Source organism: Streptomyces sp. SAI-127 (assembly GCF_029894425.1).
Lineage (GTDB): Bacteria > Actinomycetota > Actinomycetes > Streptomycetales > Streptomycetaceae > Streptomyces.
Genome location: NZ_JARXYJ010000001.1, coordinates 1,375,704 through 1,397,245, shown reverse-complemented (window position 1 = coordinate 1,397,245; position 21,542 = coordinate 1,375,704). Strand labels below are relative to the sequence as shown.

Below are 21,542 nucleotides of genomic sequence, written 5' to 3'. Positions count from 1 at the left end.
CCTAGTGAGGCTTGAGTTCCCGGTCGCCCGAGGGCCTGGACCACCACACCCCTTCGCCGTGCGTGAGACCGGGCAGCCGGAGTTCGGTCTCGCGCACCCTCCGGGCCGGGAGCTCGCCGGTGATCACCCATGCCGTGGTGCCGCCGGTCGTGCCCGAGAACTCGGCCCCCGCTGAGGCGAGTTGCGCGGTCACCGGGGCCAGCGCATCGAGGGGGACCTCCGCCTCGAACGCGTGGAACGGCTCGAACAGCCGCGTCCCGGCCTGCTCCAGGGCCCGGCGCAGCACGATCGGCGTGAGCCCCCGGAAGTCGGCGGCGGTACTGAGGGGCGCCACGAAACCGGAGCGGACGAGGACGACCCGGTAGTCCGTCACGGTCGCACCCGTCAGCCCGGTCCGCATGCTCGCGTGGACCGTCTCCTCGATGGACTGGTGGAACGCCCGGGGGAGAGCGCCGAGTTCCGTCTCGTACGCGAACACCCCGCCGGAGCCGCGCTCGCCCGGCTCGACCCGCAGTCCGATCGTCGCCCAGTAGCGCACGCGATCGTGCCAGGGCAGTTCGTCGCAGGCCTCACCGGTGCCGCGCGGGCGCTCCAGATACCGGACGCGGGCCGGCTCGAAGTCCGCCTCGACTCCGAAGTCCTGGGCGAGGGTCGCCGCGAGCACCTCCATCTGGACCTCGCCGTACAGGAGCAGTGTGGTGGCGCCCCCGGTCGTGGGACGGGCGTGGATCAGCGGGTCCTGGTCGGCGAGGGTCAGCAGCGCCGAGCGCAGCCGCGCCGCCTGTCCGGAGTGGCGGGCGGTGACCAGGGTTTCCAGGGTCGGGGGCGCGAACTGCGGTGCGCGCTCGGTCAGTTCGCCGAGCCGGTCGCCCACGCGCAGGCCGGAGGAGAAGGTCAGCGCCGCGATGTTCCCCGCGGTCAGCGGCCCGGCGAGGTGGGTGACCCGCCCGGACACCCGGCTGGTCGTCCCGTCGGCCTCGCGCCTGAGGAGGGTGAGGCGCTGCCGTTCGGTCACCTCACCGCCGTAGAGCCGCAGATACGCGGTGCGCTCACCGCCGGGTCCGGGCCGCACCGCGAACACCGTCCCGCGCGGATCACCCGCGGGTGTCACGGGAGGGCGGGGGATCAGCCGGATCATCCCCTCGACCAGTTCGGGGACGCCCTGGCCGCCGAGGGCGGAGCCGAAGAACACCGGGTGGAAGGAGCCGTCGGCGGTGCGGGCGGCAAGGGCTTTGTCGAGGTCGTCCGGGGTGGGCTCGGGACCGTCCACGACCGCCGTGAGGATGTCCGGGTCCACGTCGGCGAGGGCCTCGGCCGGCCGCCGGTCGTCCTTGGCGAGGACCGTCACACGGGCGTCGGACGTGCCGATGCCCGCCACCTGCGTCAGCGGGGCGACGTACGGCGTGAGCCGGCGCCGGATGTCGGTGAGCAGGCCTTCGGCGCGGGCGCCCGGACGGTCGATCTTGTTGACGAAGACCAGGGTGGGCAGCCGCAACCTGCGCAGGGTCCGCATCAGGACCCGGGTCTGCGCCTGCACGCCCTCCACGGCGGACAGCAGCAGCACCGCGCCGTCGAGTACCTCCAGGGCCCGCTCGACCTCGGCGATGAAGTCGGAGTGGCCCGGGGTGTCGATGAGGTTGATCCGGGTGTCACCGACGGTGAAGGAGGCGACCGCGGAGCGGATGGTGATGCCGCGCTGCCGCTCGATCGCGCCGTCGTCCGTGCGGGTGTCACCGGTGTCGACGCTGCCGAGCCGGTCGATGGCGCCGTGGTCGAACAGCAGACGCTCGGTGAGGCTGGTCTTACCGGCGTCGACGTGGGCCAGAATGCCGATGTTGAGGGTGTGCATACGGGGTGGAGTCCTCGGAAGCCGTGGGCCGAAGGGGGCACTGGGTGACTTCGAGGAGTCGGCGCATGCGGGGCATCCTGACGTGAGAGGGCTCGGACATCGCCATGATGGCGCCCCTGCGCAGGGGGACCGCAACCGAATATCGCCGGTCGGGCGGCCCATGGGCGAGCCCAGTAGCATGAGCCGGGCAGCCCGAGATGATCATCCTAGGAGCAGGTCCGTGCGAGACATCGCCGTGTTCAGCGGTAGCGCCCACCCCGAGCTGGCGGCGGAGGTCTGCGCGCATCTCGGCGTGCCGCTCAGCCCCACCCGGGTCAGCCGGTTCGCCAACGACTGCCTGGAGGTGCAGCTCCAGGCGAACTGCCGGGAGCGGGACGTCTTCCTCATCCAGCCGCTGGTCAGGCCCGTCCAGGAGCACCTGGTGGAGCTGTTGCTGATGTGCGACGCGGCCCGCGGTGCCTCGGCGCGCCGGATCACCGTCGTCATGCCGCACTACTCCTACGCCCGCTCCGACAAGAAGGACGAGCCCCGCATCTCCCTCGGCGGGCGGCTCGTCGCCGACCTGATGGTGTCGGCCGGGGCGAGCCGTGTCCTCGCCATGACCCTGCACTCCCCGCAGGTGCACGGCTTCTTCTCGGTACCCGTCGACCACCTGCACGCCCTGCGCGAGCTGGCCGCGCACTTCCGGCAGTACGACCTCTCCCGCACCACCGTCGTCTCCCCGGACCTCGGCAACGCCAAGGAGGCGGCCGCGTTCGCCCGGCTGATCGGCGCCCAGGTGGCCGCGGGCGCCAAGCAGCGGTTCGCCGACGACCGGGTCAGCATCAGCGACGTCATCGGCGAGGTCGCAGGCCGGGACGTCATCGTGCTGGACGACGAGATCGCCAAGGGCAGCACGGTCCTGGAACTGCTCGACAGGCTAAGGGAGTTGGGCCCGCGCTCCATCCGGGTCGCGTGCACGCACGGCCTGTTCGCGGACGGTGCCCTCAAGAGGATCGGGGAGCAGCCCGACGTACTGGAGATCGTGTGCACCAACACGGTGCCGGTCCCGGACGAGGAGCGCACCGACAAGCTGCGGATCCTGTCCATCGCCCCGGCGCTCGCCGAGGCCGTACGGCGCATTCACAACGGTGAGTCCGTCAGCGCCCTGTTCGACGCGCGGAGCGAATAGCGCACGGTCATAACGTCTCGGACGTGGCCTCGGGCTGGCCCAGGGCCGCCTCCAGCGACGGCAGCGGGGGCAGCAGCCGGGCCAGGCCGGTCACCCGGATGATCCGCAGGGTGAGCGGATGGGTGCAGACCAGGAGCAGCCTGCCGTTGTTGTCGAGCACGCGCGAGCGGGCCCGGTACAGCAGCCGCAGCCCGGAGCAGTCGAAGAACTCCACTCCGCTGAGGTCGAGGACCAGCCGTGCGTCGGGCTGCCCCGTGACGCGGTCCAGGTGGGGCAGGAGCTCCACGGCCGCGGCGATGTCGATCTCCCCGCGGAACTCCAGCACCGTATGACCGCGGTCCTGGTGGATGCGCAGATGCCGGGACAGCGGTGCGGATTCCTGCTGCACGACGACATCGCCTCCAACCGGCTGCACAGGCGGCATGGGGTGCGTGCACATCCGTCCCCCGCCCTGCAAGTTACCCTCGATGGAGTGAATTTGAGCATGTTCGATTGACATATGTCTTCGAATTGCCGCCGCCAGTTGGCAACGGGTTCGCGCGGGGCTCGCGCCCGGCTCACGACAGGGCGTGCCAGGCCCTGGTCAGCGCTTGACGGAACTGCTCGGTCTGGTGCGCGGTGAGGTCCTGCACCATGCGCTCCTCCAGCTCCCGCACGGGGCCCTCGTGTTGTGCGAGCAGCGCGCGCCCCTCCTCGGTCAGCAGGATCAGCAGCTCACGGCGGTTCTTCGGATTGCGCTCCCGGCGCACCAGTCCGCGGGTCTCCAGGGACCGCACGAGATCGGCGATCGACTGGGCGGTGACGAACGAGTCCCGGGCCAGCTGAGCCGCCGACAGCCCGTCGTGTCGCTCGAGGACCGTGAGGGCCGTGTACTGCAGAGCGGTGATCCCGGACGGCTTGACCAGCTCGTCCAGATGGGAACGGACGACGAGCTCCACCTGTTTCACCATGTAGAGGAGCGACGGGGGCGCCTTGGTCACCTGTGTGTCGAGCATGGGTTCAGGCTAGACCATTGACAGGAAACCTGTCTGTAAAGAGACTGCGAACCAACAGGAATCCTGTTGGTTGAAATCTTGGCGACGATGCTGAGGAGCGGCGATGTCCCCCATCGAGATCGAACCCGGACGGCTGTTTGTGGGCGGCCAGTGGCGTGAAGCCGCCGACGGCGCACGCACCGAGGTGGTCGACCCGTCCCGGGGTGCGGTCGTCACCACCGTCGCGGAGGCCGGCGCCGCCGACGTGGACGCGGCCGTCCGCGCCGCCCGGGAGGCCTTCGACGGCGGCGCCTGGTCCGGTCTCAGCGGTCGCGAGCGTGGCCGGATCCTGCACCGGGCCGCCGAGCTGATCCGCGAGAACGCCGACGAACTCGCCCAACTGGAGAGCCTGGACGTCGGCAAGCCGATCTCGCTGTGCCACGCCGTGGACGTGACCAACGCGGCCAACGACTACGAGCACTTCGCGGCCCTCGCCCACTCCCTGGACGGCTCCGTCCGGAACACGCCCATGAACGCCCTCGCCTACACCAAGCGCGAGCCGCTCGGCGTGGTCGCCGCGATCACCCCGTTCAACTTCCCGCTGATCCTCGCCGGTTCCAAGATCGGGCCCGCGCTCGCCGCCGGCAACACGGTCGTGCACAAGCCGGCCGACGAGACCCCGCTCAGCGCCCTCTACATGGCCGGACTGCTCCAGCGGGCCGGCGTCCCGGACGGGGTCGTCAACGTGGTCACCGGCACCGGGCCGGTGGCCGGCGAGGCCCTGCTGCGCCACCGCGGGGTCGACAAGGTCGCCTTCACCGGCTCCACCGCGATCGGCCGGCACGTGGCGGCCACCGCGGGCGAGGCGCTCAAGCCCGTCACCATGGAGCTCGGCGGCAACGCGGCCAACATCGTCTTCGAGGACGCCGACCTGGAGAAGGCGGTCGGCGCGATCATCAAGGCGTTCGTCTTCAACACCGGCCAGTTCTGCATGGGCGGCCCGCGCCTGCTCGTGGCCCGCTCGGTCCACAGCACCCTGCTGAGCATCCTCGCCGACGCCGTGCCCGGCGTGCCGGTCGGCGACCCGCGCGACCCCGGGACCGTCGTCGGTCCGATGGCGGGCGAGAAGCACCTGAAGAAGGTCGAGGAGTACGTCGACCTGGCCCGCAAGGAGGGCGGCCGGATCGTCTGCGGCGGTGAGCGGCTCGACCTGGACGGCGGCTTCTACTACAAGCCCACGGTGATCGCCGACCTCTCCAACGACTCCCGGGTCGTGCAGGAGGAGATCTTCGGACCGGTGCTGACCGTGCAGCCCTTCGACACCGAGGACGAGGCCGTCGCCCTCGCCAACTCCACGCCGTACGGCCTGGCCTCGGGCGTCCAGACCACGAACCTCGCCCGTGCGCACCGGGTCGCGGACCGGCTCCAGGCGGGCATCGTCTGGGTCAACGACTGGGCGATGCTCGACCCCGCGGTGCCCTTCGGCGGCGTCAAGGACTCCGGATACGGCCGCGAGTACGGCCCCGAGGCGCTCGACGCCTACACCAGGGTCAAGTCCGTCGTCGTCTCGCTCGACTGAGCGCGCGCCCCAACACGCTTGAACACAAAGGGAGTTCGTACGATGCCCACCACCACCCGCGCCGCCGTCGTCGAGTCCGGCGGAGCACCCTTCACCCTCTCCGACATCGAGCTCGACGAGCCCGGGCCGCACGAGGCGCTCGTCCGCATGGTCGCCACCGGTCTGTGTCACACCGACCTCGGGGTGGCGAGCGGCGGACTGCCCTTCCCGCTGCCCGGAGTCCTCGGACACGAGGGCGCGGGAGTCGTCGAGGCCGTCGGACCGGCCGTCACCGGAGTCGCCCCCGGCGACCACGTCGTGCTGTCCTTCACCTCCTGCGGCGACTGCCGCAACTGCGACGGCGGCCACCCCGCCTACTGCGCCACCTGGCTGCCGCTGAACCTCCTCGGCGGCCGCCGGGCCGACGGCACCAGCACCATCAGCCGGGACGGCGAGCCGCTCGGCGGGCACTTCTTCGGCCAGTCCTCGTTCGCCGAGCGCGCCCTGGTCGACGAGCGCAGCCTCGTCAAGGTCGACCAGGACGTGCCGCTGGAGTCCATCGCCCCGCTCGGCTGCGGAGTACAGACCGGCGTCGGCGCCGTGTGGAACGTCCTGAAGCCGGTCACCGGTTCCACGATCGTCGTGCTCGGCGCCGGGGCGGTCGGCCTTTCCGCCGTCATGGCCGCCGCCCTCACCCCCGCCACGACGATCGTCGCTGTCGACCGGGTCGGCGAACGCCTCACCCTGGCACGGGAGTTGGGCGCCACCCACACCGTCAACGCGGCCGAGGAGGACCTCGGCGAGGCGCTCGCCGCCATCACCGGCGGTCAGGGCGCGGACGGCATCGTGGAGACCACGGGCAACGTCAACGTCCTGCGCCAGGGCGTCGACGCGCTCGGCGCGCGCGGCACGGTGGTCGTCGTGGGCGCCCCGCCGTTCGGCACCGAGGTCTCCCTCGACGTCAACGGGCTCCTCGGCGGCAAGCGGGTCGTCGGCCTCACCCTCGGCGACGCCGAGACCCAGAGCTTCATCCCCGCCCTGGTCCGACTGGTGAAGGAGGGTCGCCTCCCGCTGCACCGCCTGATCAGCACCTATCCGTTCGCGGACATCGACCAGGCGGTGCGGGACATGGGCGCGGGCAAGGCGATCAAGCCCGTGCTGACGTTCTGACGGGTCAGTCGACCACCAGAACCAGCTTCCCCTTCGTACGGCCGGTGTCGCCCAGCGCATGTGCCTTTGCGGCATCGGCCAGCGGGAAGGTCCCCGCGATCGTGGCCCGCAGCTCGCCCTTCTCCACCAGCTCGACGACCGCGTTCATCCCGGCGCGGTCGGCGTCCACGAGCATGCGCACGGCCCTGACGCCCAGCCGCTCGGCCTCCTCGCCGAACTCGTCCGAGCCGACCGGCAGGATCGACACCACGATCCCGCCCGGTCGCAGCACCCGCAGCGAGCGCACCGAGGTGTCGCCGCCCAGCGTGTCCAGCACCACGTCGACGTCCTTCACCGCCTCGGTGAAGTCGGTGGTCCGGTAGTCGATCACCTCGTCCGCGCCCAGCTCGCGCAGGAAGTCGTGCTTGCCCGCGCTCGCGGTACCGATCACGTACGCGCCCCGCGCCTTGGCGATCTGCACGGCCACATGGCCCACCCCACCGGCCGCCGCGTGGATCAGCACCCGCTGCCCCGGCCGGAGATCCGCGTTCTCGACCAGCGCCTGCCACGCGGTCAGCGACACCAGCGGCAGCGCGCCGGCCTGCGTGTGGTCGATCGACGACGGCTTGTGCGTGAGGGCCCGCACCGGCGCGACGACGTACTCGGCGTGCGAACCATGGCCCCACGGGTACGGCAGCATGCCGAACACCTCGTCACCGGGCTTGAAGGTGGCGACCCCGATGCCGACCGCCTCGACCACGCCGGAGACGTCCCAGCCGAGGACGAACGGCGGCCCGCCGAGGAAGCCGCCGGTGGCCCGGTGCTTCCAGTCGGTCGGGTTCAGGCCGGCCGCCCGCACCCGGACCAGTACCTGGTTGGGCCGCGGCGCGGGGCGCTCGACCTCGATCTCCTCGAGGACCTCGGGACCGCCGAGGGTGGTCTGGCTGATGGCTCGCATGGTGTTCACAGTGCTCATGGTCGTCCAGCCTGCCCGGCCCCGCCCGTCCGGGAAATGGCATGATTGCCAAGCTTCGATAGGATCGTGCCATGCGACATGTGGAGCGGACCGAGCGGGTCGTGGTGCTGGCCCTGGACGGCGTGTACCCCTTCGAGCTGGGCATCCCCAGCCGGATCCTCGGCGCCGCCGACGGCCGGTACGAGGTGCTGACCTGTTCGGTCGACGGCCGACCGGTGCGCAGCAACGCCGACTTCACCATCGGCGTCGAGCACGGTCCGGAGATCCTGGCCACCGCCGACACCGTGGTGATCACCCCCGTCTCGCCGGAGCGGATGCCCGCCGAGCTCCCGGAGGAGGTGCGCGAGGCCCTCGCGTACGTCCGCCCCGACACCCGGATCGTCTCCATCTGCACCGGCGCCTTCGTCCTCGCCGCGGCCGGTCTTCTGGACGGCCGCCGGGCGACCACCCACTGGCAGCTCGCCGACCGCTTCCGGAGCATGTTCCCGCACATCGACCTCGACCCCGACGTGCTCTTCGTCGACGACGACCGCATCCTCACCTCGGCCGGGGCCGCCTCCGGCGTGGACGTCTGTTTGCACCTCGTCCGCAAGGACCACGGCAGCGAACTCGCCAACGCCGTCGCCCGCCGCTGTGTGGTCCCGCCCTTCCGGGACGGCGGCCAGGCCCAGTACATCGAGCAGCCGGTCCCGGAACAGGGCGCCGCGAGTACCGCCGGGACCCGCGCCTGGGCGCTGGAGCGCCTCGATCAGTCCCTGACCCTGGCCGACCTCGCCGCCCACGCCCGGATGAGCCTGCGCACCTTCGCCCGCCGCTTCCACGACGAGGTGGGCATGAGCCCCGGCCGCTGGCTCATCCAGCAGCGCGTCGCCCGGGCCCGGCACCTCCTGGAGTCCAGCGACCTGGCGGTCGACCAGATCGCCGGCCGCGTCGGGTTCGCCACGGGCGCGTCCCTGCGACAGCACCTGCACGCGGCGATCGGGGTGTCACCGCAGGTGTACCGGCGGACGTTCCAGACGGCGGCGCGCTGAACGTTCCGGGGCCCCGCGGCGTCGAAGGATCATGAGAGCGGGCAAAGAGGTGGGGGCCGGGATGCGCAGAAGGCTGACGGCGGTGCTGGGGGCGGCGCTGGTCATGGCGGTCGTGGGGTGCGATTCCGGGGACGACCTGGTCGTCGACGGTACGGTGCCGAGCTTGCCCTACGGCGGAACGCTGAACGTCCCCACGAAGGAACTGGACGAGTACACCCCGCAGGCGCTGCGGCTGGCCTCCGGGGCCGCGGGCCGGGCCCTGGAGTGCGCCGGGGAGATCCACAACGGCAACGGCCCCGACGGCTGGAGCAGGGACGACGGCGGGGACAGCCCGGAGGAAGGGCTGAAGCTGTACTTCCACCTGTTCGACCCGGGCGACCCCCGATCCGGCTACCGGGTCGAGCGCCGCGAGAAGGACCGCGTGCTGTACTCGTACGACGTCGACGGGCGGACCAAGGTGGCGGTCGTGGTCGCCAAGGACCAGCAGGGCAGGCCCGGTTGGGGCCCGGAGACCAGCGCGTCCTGCGACCCGTCCGAACTCCCGGCCGACTGGACCGACTCCCACGGCTACGAGATCTGGACCGACAGCGCGGGCGAGCGCGTGCCCACCACCGAGGTGAGCAGCGGTCCCGGAGACGACCACTGCGACTGGCGTGAGGTGCACTTCCTGGACCTCGGAGAACGGAGGTACGCCCGGGACCCCGAGGGCCTGCTCGAACCCGGCACGCTCACCGCGCCCTACGATGGCTCGGCCGACCTGCCGGCGGACGCCCGCGACACCGGATACCGGTACGGGGACCGGCAGTTGTGGCTGACCGGCGACCGACGCACGGCGTACGTCCGCACCGCCGACGGCGTGGAGGCCTGGCCCCTGCTCGAGGAACACCTGGCCTGCAAGTGATCCGGCCTCACCGGCTCGCGTGCAGCGCGACCAGCAACTGCCAGACCTGGTCGGCGATGTCGGCCGCGGTGGCGTCCAGCAGGCCGTGCAGCCAGTCGGCCAGTACGCCGGCGAAGGTGGCGGCGACCGCGGAGGCGACCAGGGGGGCGTCCGCCGCGCCCGCGAGCTCACGCTCCCGCAGGCTGTAGGCCCTCAGGTCCCGGTGCAGGACCCTGCCGAGGGGACCGCCGCCGCCCGGGGCGAGCAGGGACCGGTACAGGGCGGTGTGCGGGGTGAGCGAGCCGAAGAACTCCGCGAGCGCGGGCGGCGCGTGCACCGGGTCGGGCCGTCCGCGCCATGCGTGCAGCGCCTCCACGGCCTCCCGTACGACGTCCGCACAGGCGTCGACGGCGAGCGCCTCCAGGCCGTCGTAGTGCACGTAGAAGGTCGCCCGGCCGACCCCGGCCCGCCGCACCAGCGCGGCCACGCCGACCTCCTCCAGCGGCCGTTCGGCGCACTCCGCGAGCAGTGCCTCCCGCAGCCGCGCCCGGGTGCGGGCCGCCCGCGGGTCCTCGGGTGCGGCGCGGGTCACCGCGCTGCGAGCACGGCGGCCAGGGCGAGCGCGCCGGGCAGCGCCTGAGCGGCGAGGATCCGCACGTTGGCGGTGACAGCGCCGTACACACCCGCGACGATCACGCACACCAGGAAGAACACCTGCGCCCGGAACCCGGTCGGATCCCCGGCCACGAGCCCCCACACCAGCCCCGCCGCGAGGAAGCCGTTGTACAGCCCCTGGTTGCCGGCCATGGCGGCGGTGGCCCGCGCCATCTCCCCGTCGAACCCGTGAAAGGACATCCCCGGCTTCTTCTGCCACAGGAACATCTCCATCACCAGGATGTACACGTGCAGCGCGGCCACCAGGGCGACCAGCACATTAGCCAGGATCTCCATCAGTTTCCTCTACTTCTTGGACGTGTGTCCACTATAGCTGGACAGTCGTCCAGGAAGTCCACCTGTCAGTGCCGCCCGCTAGCGTGCGCGCCATGACCGATCAAGATCTGACCGTCCGCCACGCCCGCCCCGACGACATCCCGGGACTGGTCGCCTCCAGCGCGGGCCTGTTCGCCGAGGACGCCGGAACCAGGGATCCGAGCGTCGACGTCGGCTGGCCGCGCGAGCACGGAGCCGCCTCGTTCACGGCGGCCCTCGCGGACCCGGCACGACTCGTCCTGGTGGTGGCGTACGACGGTGAGGTTGTCGGGCACCTGACCGGATCCCTGACCGAACCCTCGGCCGTGCGACCCGTGAGGTCGGCCACGCTGAATGGCCTGTACGTCCGCCCGGACCATCGGCGCGCGCGGGTCGGCGCCCGCTTGGTGGAGGAGTTCCTGGCCTGGGCCGGAGCGCAGGGGGCCGTGCAGGCGGAGGTCGCCGCCTACGCGGCCAACCCGGAGGCGATCCGCTTCTACGAGCGCCAGGGATTCGGGGCCCACGCCGTGACGCTGCGACACGTCCTAGGCCGAAAGACGGAGGTGGAAGCCGGTTCGAACGGCGAGACTGATGCCGTCACTTGATGATCCAGCAGGAGGACGCACGCCGATGGCCCCGCAGCCGCCACGCCTCGCGAAGCAGCGTAAGCAGGACACCCTGAACCGCCTGGAGCACGACGAGGACGTCTGGGTCGCCACGGCCCCGGACGACGGCTCGGGTGTGCCGTATCTCGTCCCGCTCTCGTTCGTCTGGGACGGCTCCACCATCCTCCTGGCCACCCCGGCCAACAGCCCCACCGGGCGGAACCTCAAGGCGACCGGCAGAGTGCGCCTCGGCCTGGGGCCCACCCGGGACGTCGTGATGATCGAGGGCACCGTCGACACCCTCACCCAGGACGGGCTGACCGGCGAGGAAGGGGACCGCTTCGCCGCGGTGACCGGGTTCGACCCCCGCCAACTCACCACGCCCTACCTCTACTTCAGGGTCCACCCACAGCGTGTGCAGGCCTGGCGGGAGGCCAATGAGCTCACCGGGCGTGAACTGATGCGGGACGGACAGTGGCTGGTCGCCGACTGAATAGGCCGTGCCGGGATATCCGCAAGGTACAAGGCCGCGGGGCGCCAACACCCCGTGGCCATACCCTTCGGAGGAGACATGGCACTGGTGAAAGCGGGGGTCGTCGTGCTCGACTGTGCCGAGCCCGAGAAGCTCGCCGTGTTCTACAAGGAGCTGCTGGACGCCGAGGAGACGGACGCGACCGCCAACCGCGTGGAGATCAGGGGCGCGGACGGATTCCGGCTCGGATTCCGCCGCGACGTGAACGCGACACCGCCGAGCTGGCCCCGTCCCGAGAACTCCCTCCAGGCCCACATCGACTTCGTGGTGGACGACCTGGACGCGACGGAGCGCAAGGTGGTGGAGCTCGGCGGGCGCCCACTGGAGACGAAGGACGTCTCGGGGCCGTACGAGGAACGCGGCTACGCCGACCCCGCCGGCCACTCCTTCACCCTGCGCCTGGTCACACCGACCGCGCCCAAACAGGGCTGAGTCAGTCCCGGCCGCCCTTCTCGGAGGCCGGCCAGGTGCCCGTGGACCGCTCGATGGCCTTCGCGCCGGTGCGGTCCACGGCACTGCGCACCGCGGCGAAGATGGCGCCCTGGATCGCGGCCGCCAGGAGGATCTCCCCCCAGCCGCGGTCGCGGTCCAGGGCGTCGGGCGCGTCCTCCTCGTGCCGGATCGCCATCCACGTCTTGCGGAAGGCGAGTCCCGCGAGCCAACCGCTCGACCAGCCCAGCACGAATCCGAGGGGCTGGTAGGCGAGGGGAAGCTTCTTCTTCTTGGCCATGGTCGTCTCCTAGGTCGAGTGAGTCGTTGATCGGGGCGCGATCAGGGACGTCCCTGTGCCGGAACCCGCTCCTGCGGGGCAGGCGGCCCCGGCGGGGTCCCGTCGCCGAACGGACGGCCGCCGAGCTCCTCACGGTGATGCGGCGTCAGCCAGCCCGCCAAGTCTGGCCCGAGCGGCACGATGCCGGTCGGATTGATGCCGGTGTGGACCTGGTAGTAGTGCCGTTTGATGTGGTCGAAGTCGACGGTGTCGCCGAAGCCCGGCGTCTGGTAGAGGTCGCGGACGTACGCCCACAGCACCTCGTTCTCCGCCAGCTTCCAGCGGTTGCACTTGAAGTGACCGTGGTAGACGGCGTCGAAACGCACCAGTGTGGTGAACAGCCGGATGTCCGCCTCGGTGAGGGTGTCCCCGACGAGATACCGCTGCCGGGCCAGGCGCGAGGTCAGCAGGTCGAGCCGGCGGAACACGCCCGCGCACGCCTCCTCGTACTCCTCCTGGCCGGTGGCGAAACCCGCCCGGTACACACCGTTGTTGACGTCCTCGTACACCTCCGCCATCACCGAGTCGATCTCGTCGCGCAGCGCCCGCGGATACAGATCGGGCGCGCCCTGACGGTGCAGGGCCGTCCACTCGGTGGCCAGGTCCAGGGTGAGCTGCTGATAGTCGTTCGTGACGAGCTTCCCGCTGGGCACGTCCACGAGCGCGGGCACGCTCACCCCGCCCGGATAGTCGCTCTCCCGCCGGTCGTAGGCCTCGCTGAGGTAGCGGATGCCGAGCACCGGGTCGCGGTCGTCCGGGTCCAGGGTGAAACGCCAGCTGCGGTCGTCCTGGATCGGATCGGCGATCGCCATCGACAGCGCGTCCTCCAGCCCGAGCAGCCGTCGCGAGATCACCGCCCGGCTCGCCCAGGGACACGCACGGCTGACCACCAGCCGGTAGCGGCCGGCCTCCACCGGCCAGCCGTCCCGGCCGTCGGCGGTGACCCGGTCCGCGAAATGGCTCTTGGACCGCTTGAACGCCTTCTGGCCGTACGAGCTGTTGCCGTCGTCGGCGCTGCCCATGGTTCCTCCCGTAGTACGCCTGTCCTGGTGGACGCGTTCCCCGTTTTCGGGAGTCGGCACGGTATGAGTGCCGGGGAGCCGGGCAGTCGGCGAAGGTGAGCGGGACATCGACGAACAACACAGCGGACCGGAAAACACGCGTCACCGTGCTGGTGGCGCTCGCGGCGAACCTGGTGATCGCGGTCGCCAAGGCCGTCGGAGGCCTCCTCGCGGGCTCTCCCGCGCTGCTGTCGGAGGCGGCGCACTCCGTCGCGGACAGCCTCAACGAGGTCTTCCTGCTGGCCGCGCTGCGCCGCAGCCGCCGACCCGCAGACCGGCGACATCCCTTCGGCTACGGCAAGGAGCGGTTCTTCTGGTCGCTGATCGCGGCCGTCGGGATCTTCGTGATGGGCGGCTGCTTCTCCTTCTTCCAGGGCATCGAGGCGCTTCACAACGGCGCCGAGGAGAAGCTCAGCGGCTATGTGGCCGGCCTGATCGTGCTGGGCGTGGCCTTCGTCGCCGAGGGGATCTCGCTCGTGCGGGCGCTGCACCAGGTGCACAGGCAGGGCGGGGCCGCCCAGGGCATGCGCGACCCCGCCCTGCGCACGGTCGTCGCCGAGGACGGCACGGCGGTGCTCGGTGTGACCCTCGCCATGGCCGGCATGGCGCTGCACATGGTCACCGGGCAGGTCGTGTGGGAGGCGTCCGCCTCACTGGCCATCGGTGCGCTGCTCGTCTACGTGGCCTACCGGCTCGGACGCGAGGCCAAGGGACAGCTGATCGGCGAGGCCGCCGACCCGGAGGCCAGCGGCCGGATCCGGGCCCTGCTGGACGCTCAGCCCGAGATCGACAGCGTGGAGGCGCTGTTCACCATGAAGATGGGGCTGGACTCGGTCCTGGTGGCCGCCCGTGTGGACCTGGTGCCGGGCCTGGACAGCGAACGGGTCGAGGAGGTCGCCGTACGCATCAAGCGGTCCGTCGCCCGGACCGTGTCCGAGGCGGACCAGATCTTCCTCGACGTGACCGACCGGCCGGCCGCGGAGGCACGAGAAAGCCCCGCCGCGACGGGGGAACGCGGCGGGGCCTGAGGCACGGGTGCCCGGCCGAAATCGGTTCATGCGTCCTCGAGAAAAGATTTTCTCGAAGTCGCTCAGGCCTCTTCGGCGGGCTCCAGGACGAAGACCGGGATCACCCGGTCCGTCTTCTTCTGGTAGTCGGCGTACGGCGGGTACGCCGCGACGGCCCGCTCCCACCACTCGTCCTTCTCCGCGCCGGTGATCTCGCGGGCCGTGAAGTCCCGCTTGACCGAGCCGTCCTGGAGCTCGACATGCGGATCGGCCTTGACGTTGTGGTACCAGACCGGGTGCTTGGGCGCGCCGCCCAGCGAGGCGACCACCGCGTAACGCCCGTCGTGTTCCACACGCATCAGCGGGGTCTTGCGGATGCTGCCGCTCTTCGCGCCCCGCGTGGTCAGCACGATGACCGGCATCCCCGTGTCCATGAGCGTGTTCCCCTTGGTGCCGCCGGAGCTCTCGTACAGCTCCACCTGCTCACGCACCCACTGGGTCGGGCTGGGCTCGTACTCGCCCTCAAGAGGCATGGTTTCCGTCTCCTCGTGGTCGGCTTCGGCGTTCTCGCACGGACTGGAACACCATCCTGAACGGTAATCATCCCCCCGCACGTGGTTGTACACCCGGCACCGCCCGGCGGCGTCGATCTCCGGCCAGATCGCCCCCGCCACCGATCTGGCCGAACTTCTCGTCGCCCTATAGGTGCCCCGAGCATCTAATGAAGATCTGCACGACGCACCCTTCGTCTGCGAGGTCTTCCATGACGGAAACGGAACCCGTCGCCTTCCCCCAGGACCGGACCTGCCCGTACCACCCGCCCACCGGCTACGAACCCCTTCGCGTAACCCGCCCGCTGTCCCGGATCACCCTCTTCGACGGCCGTTCGGCCTGGCTGGTCACCGGACACGACACCGCCCGCGCCCTGCTCGCCGACCCCCGGTTGTCCACCGACCGCACCCGCGACGGCTTCCCCGCGCCCACGGCACGCTTCGCGGCGATCAAGAACCGGAGGACCGCGCTGCTGGGCGTCGACGACCCGGAGCACCGGGTCCAGCGACGCATGATGGTCCCCGGTTTCACGCTCCGGCGGGCCACCGAACTGCGTCCCCGCATCCAGCGGATCGTCGACGAACGCATCGACGCGATGATCACCCAGGGACCGCCCGCCGAGCTGGTGAACGCCTTCGCACTGCCCGTCCCGTCGACCGTGATCTGCGCCCTGCTCGGCGTGCCCTACACCGACCACGACTTCTTCGAAGGGCAGTCCCGACGGCTGCTGCGCGGTCCCGCGGCCGAGGACGTCATGGACGCCTGTGATCAACTGGAGGAGTACTTCGACGAGTTGATCGACCGCAAACAGAAACTGCCGGAGCCGGGCGACGGCGTACTCGACGAACTCGTCCACCGGCAGCTGCGGGACGGGGAGCTGACCCGCGAGGAACTGATCGCGCTGGCGATCATCCTGCTGGTCGCCGGCCACGAGACGACCGCCAACATGATCTCGCTCGGCACCTACACCCTTCTCCAGCACCCCGACCGGCTGGCCGAGTTGCGCACCGATCCCGCGCTGATCCCGAACGCGGTCGAGGAACTGATGCGCATGCTGTCGATCGCCGACGGACTGCTGCGGATGGCCCTGGAGGACGTCGACGTGGCCGGGACGACGATCCGGGCCGGCGAGGGAGTCGTCTTCTCGACCTCGGTCGTCAACCGCGACGAGGACGTCTACGCCGACCCGGACACCCTGGACTGGCACCGCCCCGCCCGCCACCACATCGCGTTCGGCTTCGGCATCCACCAGTGCCTCGGCCAGAACCTCGCCCGCGCCGAACTGGAGATCGCCCTGCGCACCCTCTTCGACCGGTTGCCCACCCTCCGCCTCGCCGCCCCCGCCGACGAGATCCCCTTCAAGCCCGGCGACACGATCCAGGGGATGCTGGAACTCCCCGTGACCTGGTAAGAGGCTCGCCCATGCACATCGACATCGACAAGGACGCCTGTATCGGGGCGGGCCAGTGCGCGCTGGCCGCACCGGGCGTCTTCACCCAGGACGACGACGGCTTCAGCGCGCTCCTGCCCGGCCGGGAGGACGGTGGTGGCGACCCCATGGTCCGGGAAGCAGCCCGGGCGTGCCCCGTCGCCGCCATCACCGTGTCGGAGACGGTGAGCTGATCCGGCCGGCGGGTCGAGTACCCCACGGCTCGACCCGCCGCGGCCGGACCGGCTCGGCGACCACGTCGTACGAAGCGATCCGCCCGCCCTCGACCGTCACGGTGAGCGCGAACCGGGACCGCTCGCCCAGCACCACGGTCCCCTCGGCCGCCGCGCGGGCGCCCCCCACCTCAAGGCCCCCTTCGGCGAGATCGGCGTACGGCATCTGCATGTCGTGGCGGCCGAGCTCACCCTGGCCGCCGCCCGACCTCAGCGCGGCTCCAGCAGCGTCCGGGCCGCCTCCCGCGCCTGTGCCGCGGGCCGCGTGCTCCGCGTGATGCCCGCGGTCACCATGGCTCCCTCGGCGAGCAGGAAGAGCGGCCCGGCCAGCGCCGCGGGCCGCCCCGCGGCGGCCACGAGTGAGGCGAGGTAGTCCCCGAACGCGCTCTTGTGCGCCCGGACCTGGGCCGCCACCCGGTCCGAGGTCGCGCCCAGCTCGCCGTACGAGTTGATCCACGCGCACCCGCGGAAGCCCTCCTCGCCGAACCACTCCTCCAGCCAGTCGAAGACCGCCAGGATCCGTTCCTCAGGGGCCGACCGGAGTTCCACGAACTCGGCCAGCCGCCCCCGCCACCGTCCGTCCCGCCGCTCCAGATAGGCCTCCACCAGCTGCTCCTTCGCCGGGAACAGCTGGTAGAGCCGCTTGAGGGAGACGCCGGACGCGCCCCGTATGTCGTCCATGCCGACGGACTGGATGCCCCGCCCGTAGAACAGCTCCTCGGCGGCGTCCAGCACCCGCTCGCGGGCCACTGCGCTGTCCATGGACGACCACTCCTTGACGTGAGAACGAGCGTTCTCCTACGGTAGCAGGCAGCCCGGAGAACGCACGTTCTCCCCTGTTCCGGCCGCTTCGGCCACGGAGGATGACATGACCGACCGCCCACCCCTGCCGCCCTTCAGCCGCGAGAGCGCCGCCCAGAAGGTGCAGGCCGCCGAGGACGCCTGGAACACCCGCGATCCGCAGCGGGTGGCACTCGCGTACTCCGAGGACTCCGTGTGGCGCAACCGCGGGACCTTCGTCACCGGGCGCGCCGAGATCGTCGAGTTCCTCACCGCGAAGTGGGCGCGCGAGCGGGAGTACGCGCTGCGCAAGGACCTGTGGGCCTACGACGGCAACCGCATCGCGGTCCGCTTCCAGTACGAGTGCCAGGACACCGAAGGGCAGTGGTGGCGGTCGTACGGCAACGAACTGTGGGAATTTGACGAGCACGGGCTGATGACCCGGCGCGAGGCGAGCATCAACGACGTGCCGATCGAGGAGAAGGAGCGCCGGATCCACGGATCGCGCCCCGAGACCGAGCGGGGGCTGTCCTTCCCGCTTCAGTAGGGTTCCGGCGTGACCGAACAGGACGAGATACCGCCCTTCTTGTACGTCGTGGTGTGCGCCGCCGGTATCGCGGCGGACGTCGGCAAGCTGATCACCGCCGCACAGGAGCGGGAGTGGCAGGTCGGCGTCATCGCCACGCCCACCGCCATGAACGGCTTCTTCGACACGGCGGCCGTCGAGGCGGCCACCGGCCACCCGATCCGCTCCGCGTGGCGTCGGCCGGGGGACCCGAGGCCCTTCCCGGACCCGGACGCGGTCGTGGTGGCCCCGGCCACCTTCAACACGATCAACAAGTGGGCGGCCGGTATCGCCGACACCCTCGCGGTGGGCACGCTGTGCGAGGTGGTCGGCCGGGGCGTCCCGACCGGCGTCCTGACCTGTGTCTCCGACGACCTCGCCGGTCACCCCGCCTACCAGGACAGCCTGATCCGGCTGCGGGGGATGGGCGTGCGCTTCGGATACCCCTACCAGGGCGCCGAGGGCGAGGAGTTCGGGTGGGAACGGGCGCTGGATCTTGTCGAGCCCGGAAGATGGTGAAGCGCGAAGTCGTACGCTCCCCTTCGGACCTCTCTCGACGTCAGGAGCAGCAACGATGCAGTACGTGAAGCTCGGTTCGACGGGCCTGGACGTCTCGCGGATCTGTCTGGGCTGCATGTCCTACGGCCTGCCGGACCGCGGCGTGCACGAGTGGACCCTCGACGAGGAGGCGTCGCGGCCACTGATCCGGCAGGCCCTGGACGCGGGCATCAACTTCTTCGACACCGCGAACGTCTACTCCGACGGCACCAGTGAGGAGATCGTCGGCAAGGCGCTCAGCGACTTCGCGAACCGCGACGAGATCGTGCTCGCGACCAAGGTGAACGGCCCGATGCGGTCGGGGCAGAACGCCGCGGGACTGTCCCGCAAGGCGATCATGACGGAGATCGACCACAGCCTGCGGCGCCTCGGCACCGACTACGTCGACCTCTACCAGATCCACCGCTTCGACCCGCGCACCCCGGTCGAGGAGACGATGGAGGCGCTGCACGACCTGGTGAAGGCGGGCAAGGTGCGCTACCTCGGGGCCAGTTCGATGTACGCCTGGCAGTTCTCCAAGATGCAGTACACGGCCGAGCGGCACGGCTGGACGAAGTTCGTGTCCATGCAGAACCACTACAACCTCCTCTACCGCGAGGAGGAGCGCGAGATGCTGCCGCTCTGCGCCGACCAGGGCGTCAGCGCCCTGCCGTGGAGCCCGCTGGCCCGCGGCCGCCTGACCCGGGACTGGGGCACGGTCACCGACCGCAGCTCCACCGACAACTTCGGCAGCCGCCTCTACCAGGAGGGCGACCGCACCATCGTCGAGGCCGTCACCCGCATCGCCGGCGACCGGGGCGTCCCGCGCGCCCAGGTGGCCCTGGCCTGGCTCCTGGCCCAGGACACGGTGGCCGCCCCGATCGTGGGAGCGGGCAAGCCGCACCACATCGAGGACGCGGTGGCGGCCGTCGAACTGGAGCTCAGCGAGAAGGAGATCGAGGAGTTGGAGGGGCCGTACACGACCCGTCCGATCGTCGGCCACAGCTGACTAGTGCGGCCCGTGCGGTGCGAACTCCGTGCCGCACGGCCCCGCCCCCTCGCTCTCCGGCAACGGCACCCGCGCACCGCTCATCGACAACGTCCGGTAGTAGTGCCCGATCCGCTCGGTGGAAGCCCCCACGTAGTGCCCGATGAAGGACCGACGGAACCGGTCGGCGGTGCGGTTCGGCTGCGACCCGTGCACCAGGCTCCCGTTGAAGAACAGAACATCCCCCGGCGCCATGTCGACGGGAACCGCGGCGAGCCCCGGTGGCGGTGCGACGTACTCCCGCGCGAACGACACCTCGGAGTCCGCGAGTTCCGGGCAGAACAGGTCCATCCGGTGCGTACCCGGGACGACCTCGAGGCCGCCGTTGTCCCGGCCGATCACATCGCAGGCCACCCAGGCCGCGACACAGGTGCCCGGTTCGACCCGCAGATAGAAGTTGTCCTGGTGCAGCGCCTGGCCCCGCGCCCCCGGTGGCTTGAAGTAGAACATGCTCTGCGCGGCCAGCACCTCCTCCCCGAGCAGCGTCTCCAGCACCTCCCGCAGCCGGGCGTCCAGCAGGACGTGCAGCGCGAGGTCGTTGATCTCGTGCGGCTGCATCACCCGCGGATACCTCCGCAGCGGATCCGTCGACTCGCCCGGCGCACTCGGCTCGAAATGCCCCGGCACCGGCCCGCCGGTGCGCAGTGCCGCGAACTCGCCGCACAGCCGGTCGATCTCGTCGGGTGCGAACAGCCCGCGAACGACCATGAAGCCGTCCTCCTGGAACTGCCGGAGCCCCGTCTCGATGCCTGTGACTGTCATCCGTCCCCTCCTTCGTGCGATGTGTTCCACTCGTCACGCTAGGCCGCAGCCCGCCCGAGGAGGATGCCCGTGACCGCCGACGGATTGCCCGAGACTGCCGCGCCCGGCGACCCCGGTCCGCCACCGGGCCTCGTGGTCGTCGGCCGCTACGACGAACGTCCGGGCTATGCCGTCCAGCGACCGCGGGGCGCCGACAGCTGGCTGCTCACCTGGACGGTGGGCGGGCGGGGCACCCTGCGCCAGGGACGGAGCGAGACCGGGGCGGGCGCCGGGGACCTGGTGGTGCTCGCCCCCGGCACCCCGCACCGCTACGGCGTCCAACAGGGCGCCGACCACTGGGAGTTCTGGTGGGCGCACTGTGGAGCCAGACCGTCCTGGGCCGCCTGGCTCGGGCCGTACGGCAGGGGCGACGGTCTGTACGTCGTCACCGCGGACCCCGCGGACCCCGCGGGCACCGGGACCGACGGCTCGCGCGCCCGCATCGAGGCGGCCTTCCACCGGATGCTCGCCGACGCCCGCTGGACCGGCACCGGCGCCCCGCCCGAGAGCGCCCCGCCCGCGTCCTCACCGGCCGACGACCGGGTCGCCGTCGCCGTCGCCCACGGCGCCACCGCCCGCGAACTCGCCCTGTGCGCGCTGGAGGAGGTCGTCCTGCTCACCGCCGGCGCGGCGCGCGGGACCCGGACCGGGACCGGCGTCGACCCCCGGGTGCGGCGCGCCCAGCAGCTGATCGCGGCCGATCCCGGCGCCCCGCACACCGTGCGGTCGCTCGCCGCCGAAGTGTCGCTGTCGCCCTCCCGGTTCGCCCACCTCTTCACCCGGCAGCTGGGCCGGTCGCCGATGCGGGAGCTGCGCGAGGCGCGCCTGAACCATGCCGCCCGGCTGCTGGAGAGCACCGACCTGTCCGTGGAACGCGTCGCCGCCGCTTCCGGTTTCGCCAGCCCTTTCCACTTCAACCGGGTCTTCCGTGCCCGCTACGGGACTCCGCCCGGGGCCTACCGGACCACCGTGCCAATGGTTGGGACGTGACCTCGCGGGGCGACCCGGACGCGTTGTGTAGTGGCGGTTCAATGGTTGGTGCGGACGAGGTGCCGCGCCAAGTGAA

27 protein-coding genes are annotated in these 21,542 nt (G+C 71.2%); 15 read left to right on the top strand and 12 right to left on the bottom strand.

Features of this window, described 5'->3' with window-relative positions:
• Nucleotide 1: 1 nt before the first annotated feature.
• Nucleotides 2-1,849, bottom strand: coding sequence for a tetracycline resistance ribosomal protection protein Otr(A) (gene otr(A), locus M2157_RS06660; RefSeq protein WP_280864723.1), 1,848 nt, complete (start codon nt 1,847-1,849; stop codon nt 2-4).
• Between the two features lie 220 nt (nt 1,850-2,069).
• Here otr(A) and M2157_RS06655 point away from each other — a divergent pair, with 220 nt between their 5' ends.
• A complete protein-coding gene (locus M2157_RS06655) occupies nt 2,070-3,020 on the top strand; it encodes a ribose-phosphate pyrophosphokinase (protein ID WP_280860858.1) in 951 nt (316 codons plus the stop codon).
• Nucleotides 3,021-3,027: 7 nt separating this feature from the next.
• Here the strand turns inward: M2157_RS06655 and M2157_RS06650 are convergent, their stop codons facing one another.
• On the bottom strand, nt 3,028-3,459 hold the full coding sequence (locus M2157_RS06650; RefSeq protein WP_280860857.1) for an anti-sigma factor antagonist: 432 nt from the start codon (nt 3,457-3,459) through the stop codon (nt 3,028-3,030).
• A gap of 118 nt (nt 3,460-3,577) precedes the next feature.
• Nucleotides 3,578-4,015: a MarR family transcriptional regulator gene (locus M2157_RS06645; protein WP_280864722.1), complete on the bottom strand. Its 438-nt coding sequence runs from the start codon at nt 4,013-4,015 to the stop codon at nt 3,578-3,580.
• 103 nt (nt 4,016-4,118) lie between these two features.
• Between M2157_RS06645 and M2157_RS06640 the strand changes: the two genes are divergently transcribed.
• Both M2157_RS06640 and M2157_RS06635 read left to right on the top strand, forming a co-directional pair.
• Entirely contained in the window at nt 4,119-5,573 is a 1,455-nt protein-coding gene (locus M2157_RS06640; protein WP_280860854.1) for an aldehyde dehydrogenase family protein, read from the top strand.
• A 42-nt stretch (nt 5,574-5,615) separates the two neighbouring features.
• On the top strand, nt 5,616-6,722 hold the full coding sequence (locus tag M2157_RS06635) for an NAD(P)-dependent alcohol dehydrogenase (protein WP_280860853.1): 1,107 nt from the start codon (nt 5,616-5,618) through the stop codon (nt 6,720-6,722).
• A gap of 4 nt (nt 6,723-6,726) precedes the next feature.
• Here the strand turns inward: M2157_RS06635 and M2157_RS06630 are convergent, their stop codons facing one another.
• Nucleotides 6,727-7,677 (bottom strand): NADP-dependent oxidoreductase, encoded by a 951-nt coding sequence (locus M2157_RS06630; protein WP_280860852.1) that lies wholly within the window; start codon nt 7,675-7,677, stop codon nt 6,727-6,729.
• A 71-nt stretch (nt 7,678-7,748) separates the two neighbouring features.
• Between M2157_RS06630 and M2157_RS06625 the strand changes: the two genes are divergently transcribed.
• Nucleotides 7,749-8,708, top strand: coding sequence for a helix-turn-helix domain-containing protein (locus M2157_RS06625; protein ID WP_280860851.1), 960 nt, complete (start codon nt 7,749-7,751; stop codon nt 8,706-8,708).
• A 61-nt stretch (nt 8,709-8,769) separates the two neighbouring features.
• Complete coding sequence (locus tag M2157_RS06620; RefSeq protein ID WP_280860850.1) at nt 8,770-9,609, top strand: hypothetical protein; 840 nt, start codon at nt 8,770-8,772, stop codon at nt 9,607-9,609.
• Between the two features lie 7 nt (nt 9,610-9,616).
• Here M2157_RS06620 and M2157_RS06615 read toward each other — a convergent pair whose 3' ends face one another.
• Together M2157_RS06615 and M2157_RS06610 are read right to left on the bottom strand one after the other, a co-directional pair.
• Complete coding sequence (locus M2157_RS06615) at nt 9,617-10,180, bottom strand: TetR/AcrR family transcriptional regulator (protein WP_280860849.1); 564 nt, start codon at nt 10,178-10,180, stop codon at nt 9,617-9,619.
• Nucleotides 10,177-10,539 (bottom strand): DUF1304 domain-containing protein, encoded by a 363-nt coding sequence (locus M2157_RS06610; protein WP_280860848.1) that lies wholly within the window; start codon nt 10,537-10,539, stop codon nt 10,177-10,179. Before M2157_RS06610 ends, M2157_RS06615 begins: the two co-directional genes overlap by 4 nt.
• Nucleotides 10,540-10,631: 92 nt before the next feature.
• Between M2157_RS06610 and M2157_RS06605 the strand changes: the two genes are divergently transcribed.
• From M2157_RS06605 to M2157_RS06595, 3 genes are all read left to right on the top strand, one after another.
• Nucleotides 10,632-11,162 (top strand): GNAT family N-acetyltransferase, encoded by a 531-nt coding sequence (locus M2157_RS06605; protein WP_280864721.1) that lies wholly within the window; start codon nt 10,632-10,634, stop codon nt 11,160-11,162.
• A gap of 25 nt (nt 11,163-11,187) precedes the next feature.
• Nucleotides 11,188-11,655 (top strand): pyridoxamine 5'-phosphate oxidase family protein, encoded by a 468-nt coding sequence (locus M2157_RS06600; RefSeq protein WP_280864720.1) that lies wholly within the window; start codon nt 11,188-11,190, stop codon nt 11,653-11,655.
• 78 nt (nt 11,656-11,733) lie between these two features.
• A complete protein-coding gene (locus tag M2157_RS06595; RefSeq protein ID WP_280860845.1) occupies nt 11,734-12,126 on the top strand; it encodes a VOC family protein in 393 nt (130 codons plus the stop codon).
• A gap of 1 nt (nt 12,127) precedes the next feature.
• On the opposite strand, the gene M2157_RS06590 is transcribed toward M2157_RS06595, so the two are convergent.
• Together M2157_RS06590 and M2157_RS06585 are read right to left on the bottom strand one after the other, a co-directional pair.
• Nucleotides 12,128-12,424 (bottom strand): DUF4235 domain-containing protein, encoded by a 297-nt coding sequence (locus tag M2157_RS06590; RefSeq protein ID WP_266511975.1) that lies wholly within the window; start codon nt 12,422-12,424, stop codon nt 12,128-12,130.
• 41 nt (nt 12,425-12,465) lie between these two features.
• A complete protein-coding gene (locus tag M2157_RS06585) occupies nt 12,466-13,485 on the bottom strand; it encodes a glutathione S-transferase C-terminal domain-containing protein (RefSeq protein ID WP_280864718.1) in 1,020 nt (339 codons plus the stop codon).
• 95 nt (nt 13,486-13,580) lie between these two features.
• Here M2157_RS06585 and M2157_RS06580 point away from each other — a divergent pair, with 95 nt between their 5' ends.
• Nucleotides 13,581-14,552: a cation diffusion facilitator family transporter gene (locus tag M2157_RS06580; RefSeq protein WP_280860843.1), complete on the top strand. Its 972-nt coding sequence runs from the start codon at nt 13,581-13,583 to the stop codon at nt 14,550-14,552.
• Nucleotides 14,553-14,614: 62 nt separating this feature from the next.
• Here the strand turns inward: M2157_RS06580 and M2157_RS06575 are convergent, their stop codons facing one another.
• Nucleotides 14,615-15,064 carry a nitroreductase family deazaflavin-dependent oxidoreductase gene (locus tag M2157_RS06575; RefSeq protein ID WP_057612960.1) on the bottom strand — a complete coding sequence of 150 codons (450 nt, stop codon included), beginning with the start codon at nt 15,062-15,064 and terminating at the stop codon, nt 14,615-14,617.
• A 230-nt stretch (nt 15,065-15,294) separates the two neighbouring features.
• Between M2157_RS06575 and M2157_RS06570 the strand changes: the two genes are divergently transcribed.
• Both M2157_RS06570 and M2157_RS06565 read left to right on the top strand, forming a co-directional pair.
• A complete protein-coding gene (locus M2157_RS06570; protein WP_280864717.1) occupies nt 15,295-16,494 on the top strand; it encodes a cytochrome P450 in 1,200 nt (399 codons plus the stop codon).
• Between the two features lie 11 nt (nt 16,495-16,505).
• Nucleotides 16,506-16,706, top strand: a complete 201-nt coding sequence (locus M2157_RS06565; protein ID WP_280860841.1) for a ferredoxin — start codon at nt 16,506-16,508, stop codon at nt 16,704-16,706.
• On the opposite strand, the gene M2157_RS06560 is transcribed toward M2157_RS06565, so the two are convergent.
• The gene (locus M2157_RS06560; RefSeq protein ID WP_280860840.1) at nt 16,681-16,911 is read right to left on the bottom strand and encodes a hypothetical protein; all 231 of its coding nucleotides are present in this window, start codon (nt 16,909-16,911) and stop codon (nt 16,681-16,683) included. The two genes, M2157_RS06565 and M2157_RS06560, sit on opposite strands and share 26 nt — an antisense overlap.
• Nucleotides 16,912-16,955: 44 nt before the next feature.
• Nucleotides 16,956-17,507 (bottom strand): TetR/AcrR family transcriptional regulator, encoded by a 552-nt coding sequence (locus M2157_RS06555; RefSeq protein ID WP_280860839.1) that lies wholly within the window; start codon nt 17,505-17,507, stop codon nt 16,956-16,958.
• A gap of 106 nt (nt 17,508-17,613) precedes the next feature.
• Between M2157_RS06555 and M2157_RS06550 the strand changes: the two genes are divergently transcribed.
• Genes M2157_RS06550 through M2157_RS06540 form a run of 3 tightly spaced genes read left to right on the top strand, consistent with a single transcriptional unit; the run spans nt 17,614 to nt 19,636 of the window.
• Nucleotides 17,614-18,072 carry a nuclear transport factor 2 family protein gene (locus M2157_RS06550; RefSeq protein WP_280860838.1) on the top strand — a complete coding sequence of 153 codons (459 nt, stop codon included), beginning with the start codon at nt 17,614-17,616 and terminating at the stop codon, nt 18,070-18,072.
• A 9-nt stretch (nt 18,073-18,081) separates the two neighbouring features.
• Nucleotides 18,082-18,609: a flavoprotein gene (locus tag M2157_RS06545; RefSeq protein ID WP_280860837.1), complete on the top strand. Its 528-nt coding sequence runs from the start codon at nt 18,082-18,084 to the stop codon at nt 18,607-18,609.
• Between the two features lie 55 nt (nt 18,610-18,664).
• Complete coding sequence (locus tag M2157_RS06540; RefSeq protein WP_280860836.1) at nt 18,665-19,636, top strand: aldo/keto reductase; 972 nt, start codon at nt 18,665-18,667, stop codon at nt 19,634-19,636.
• Here M2157_RS06540 and M2157_RS06535 read toward each other — a convergent pair whose 3' ends face one another.
• Entirely contained in the window at nt 19,637-20,437 is an 801-nt protein-coding gene (locus M2157_RS06535; protein ID WP_280860835.1) for a phytanoyl-CoA dioxygenase family protein, read from the bottom strand.
• Nucleotides 20,438-20,500: 63 nt separating this feature from the next.
• Between M2157_RS06535 and M2157_RS06530 the strand changes: the two genes are divergently transcribed.
• On the top strand, nt 20,501-21,466 hold the full coding sequence (locus M2157_RS06530) for a helix-turn-helix domain-containing protein (protein WP_280864715.1): 966 nt from the start codon (nt 20,501-20,503) through the stop codon (nt 21,464-21,466).
• Nucleotides 21,467-21,542: the final 76 nt, after the last annotated feature.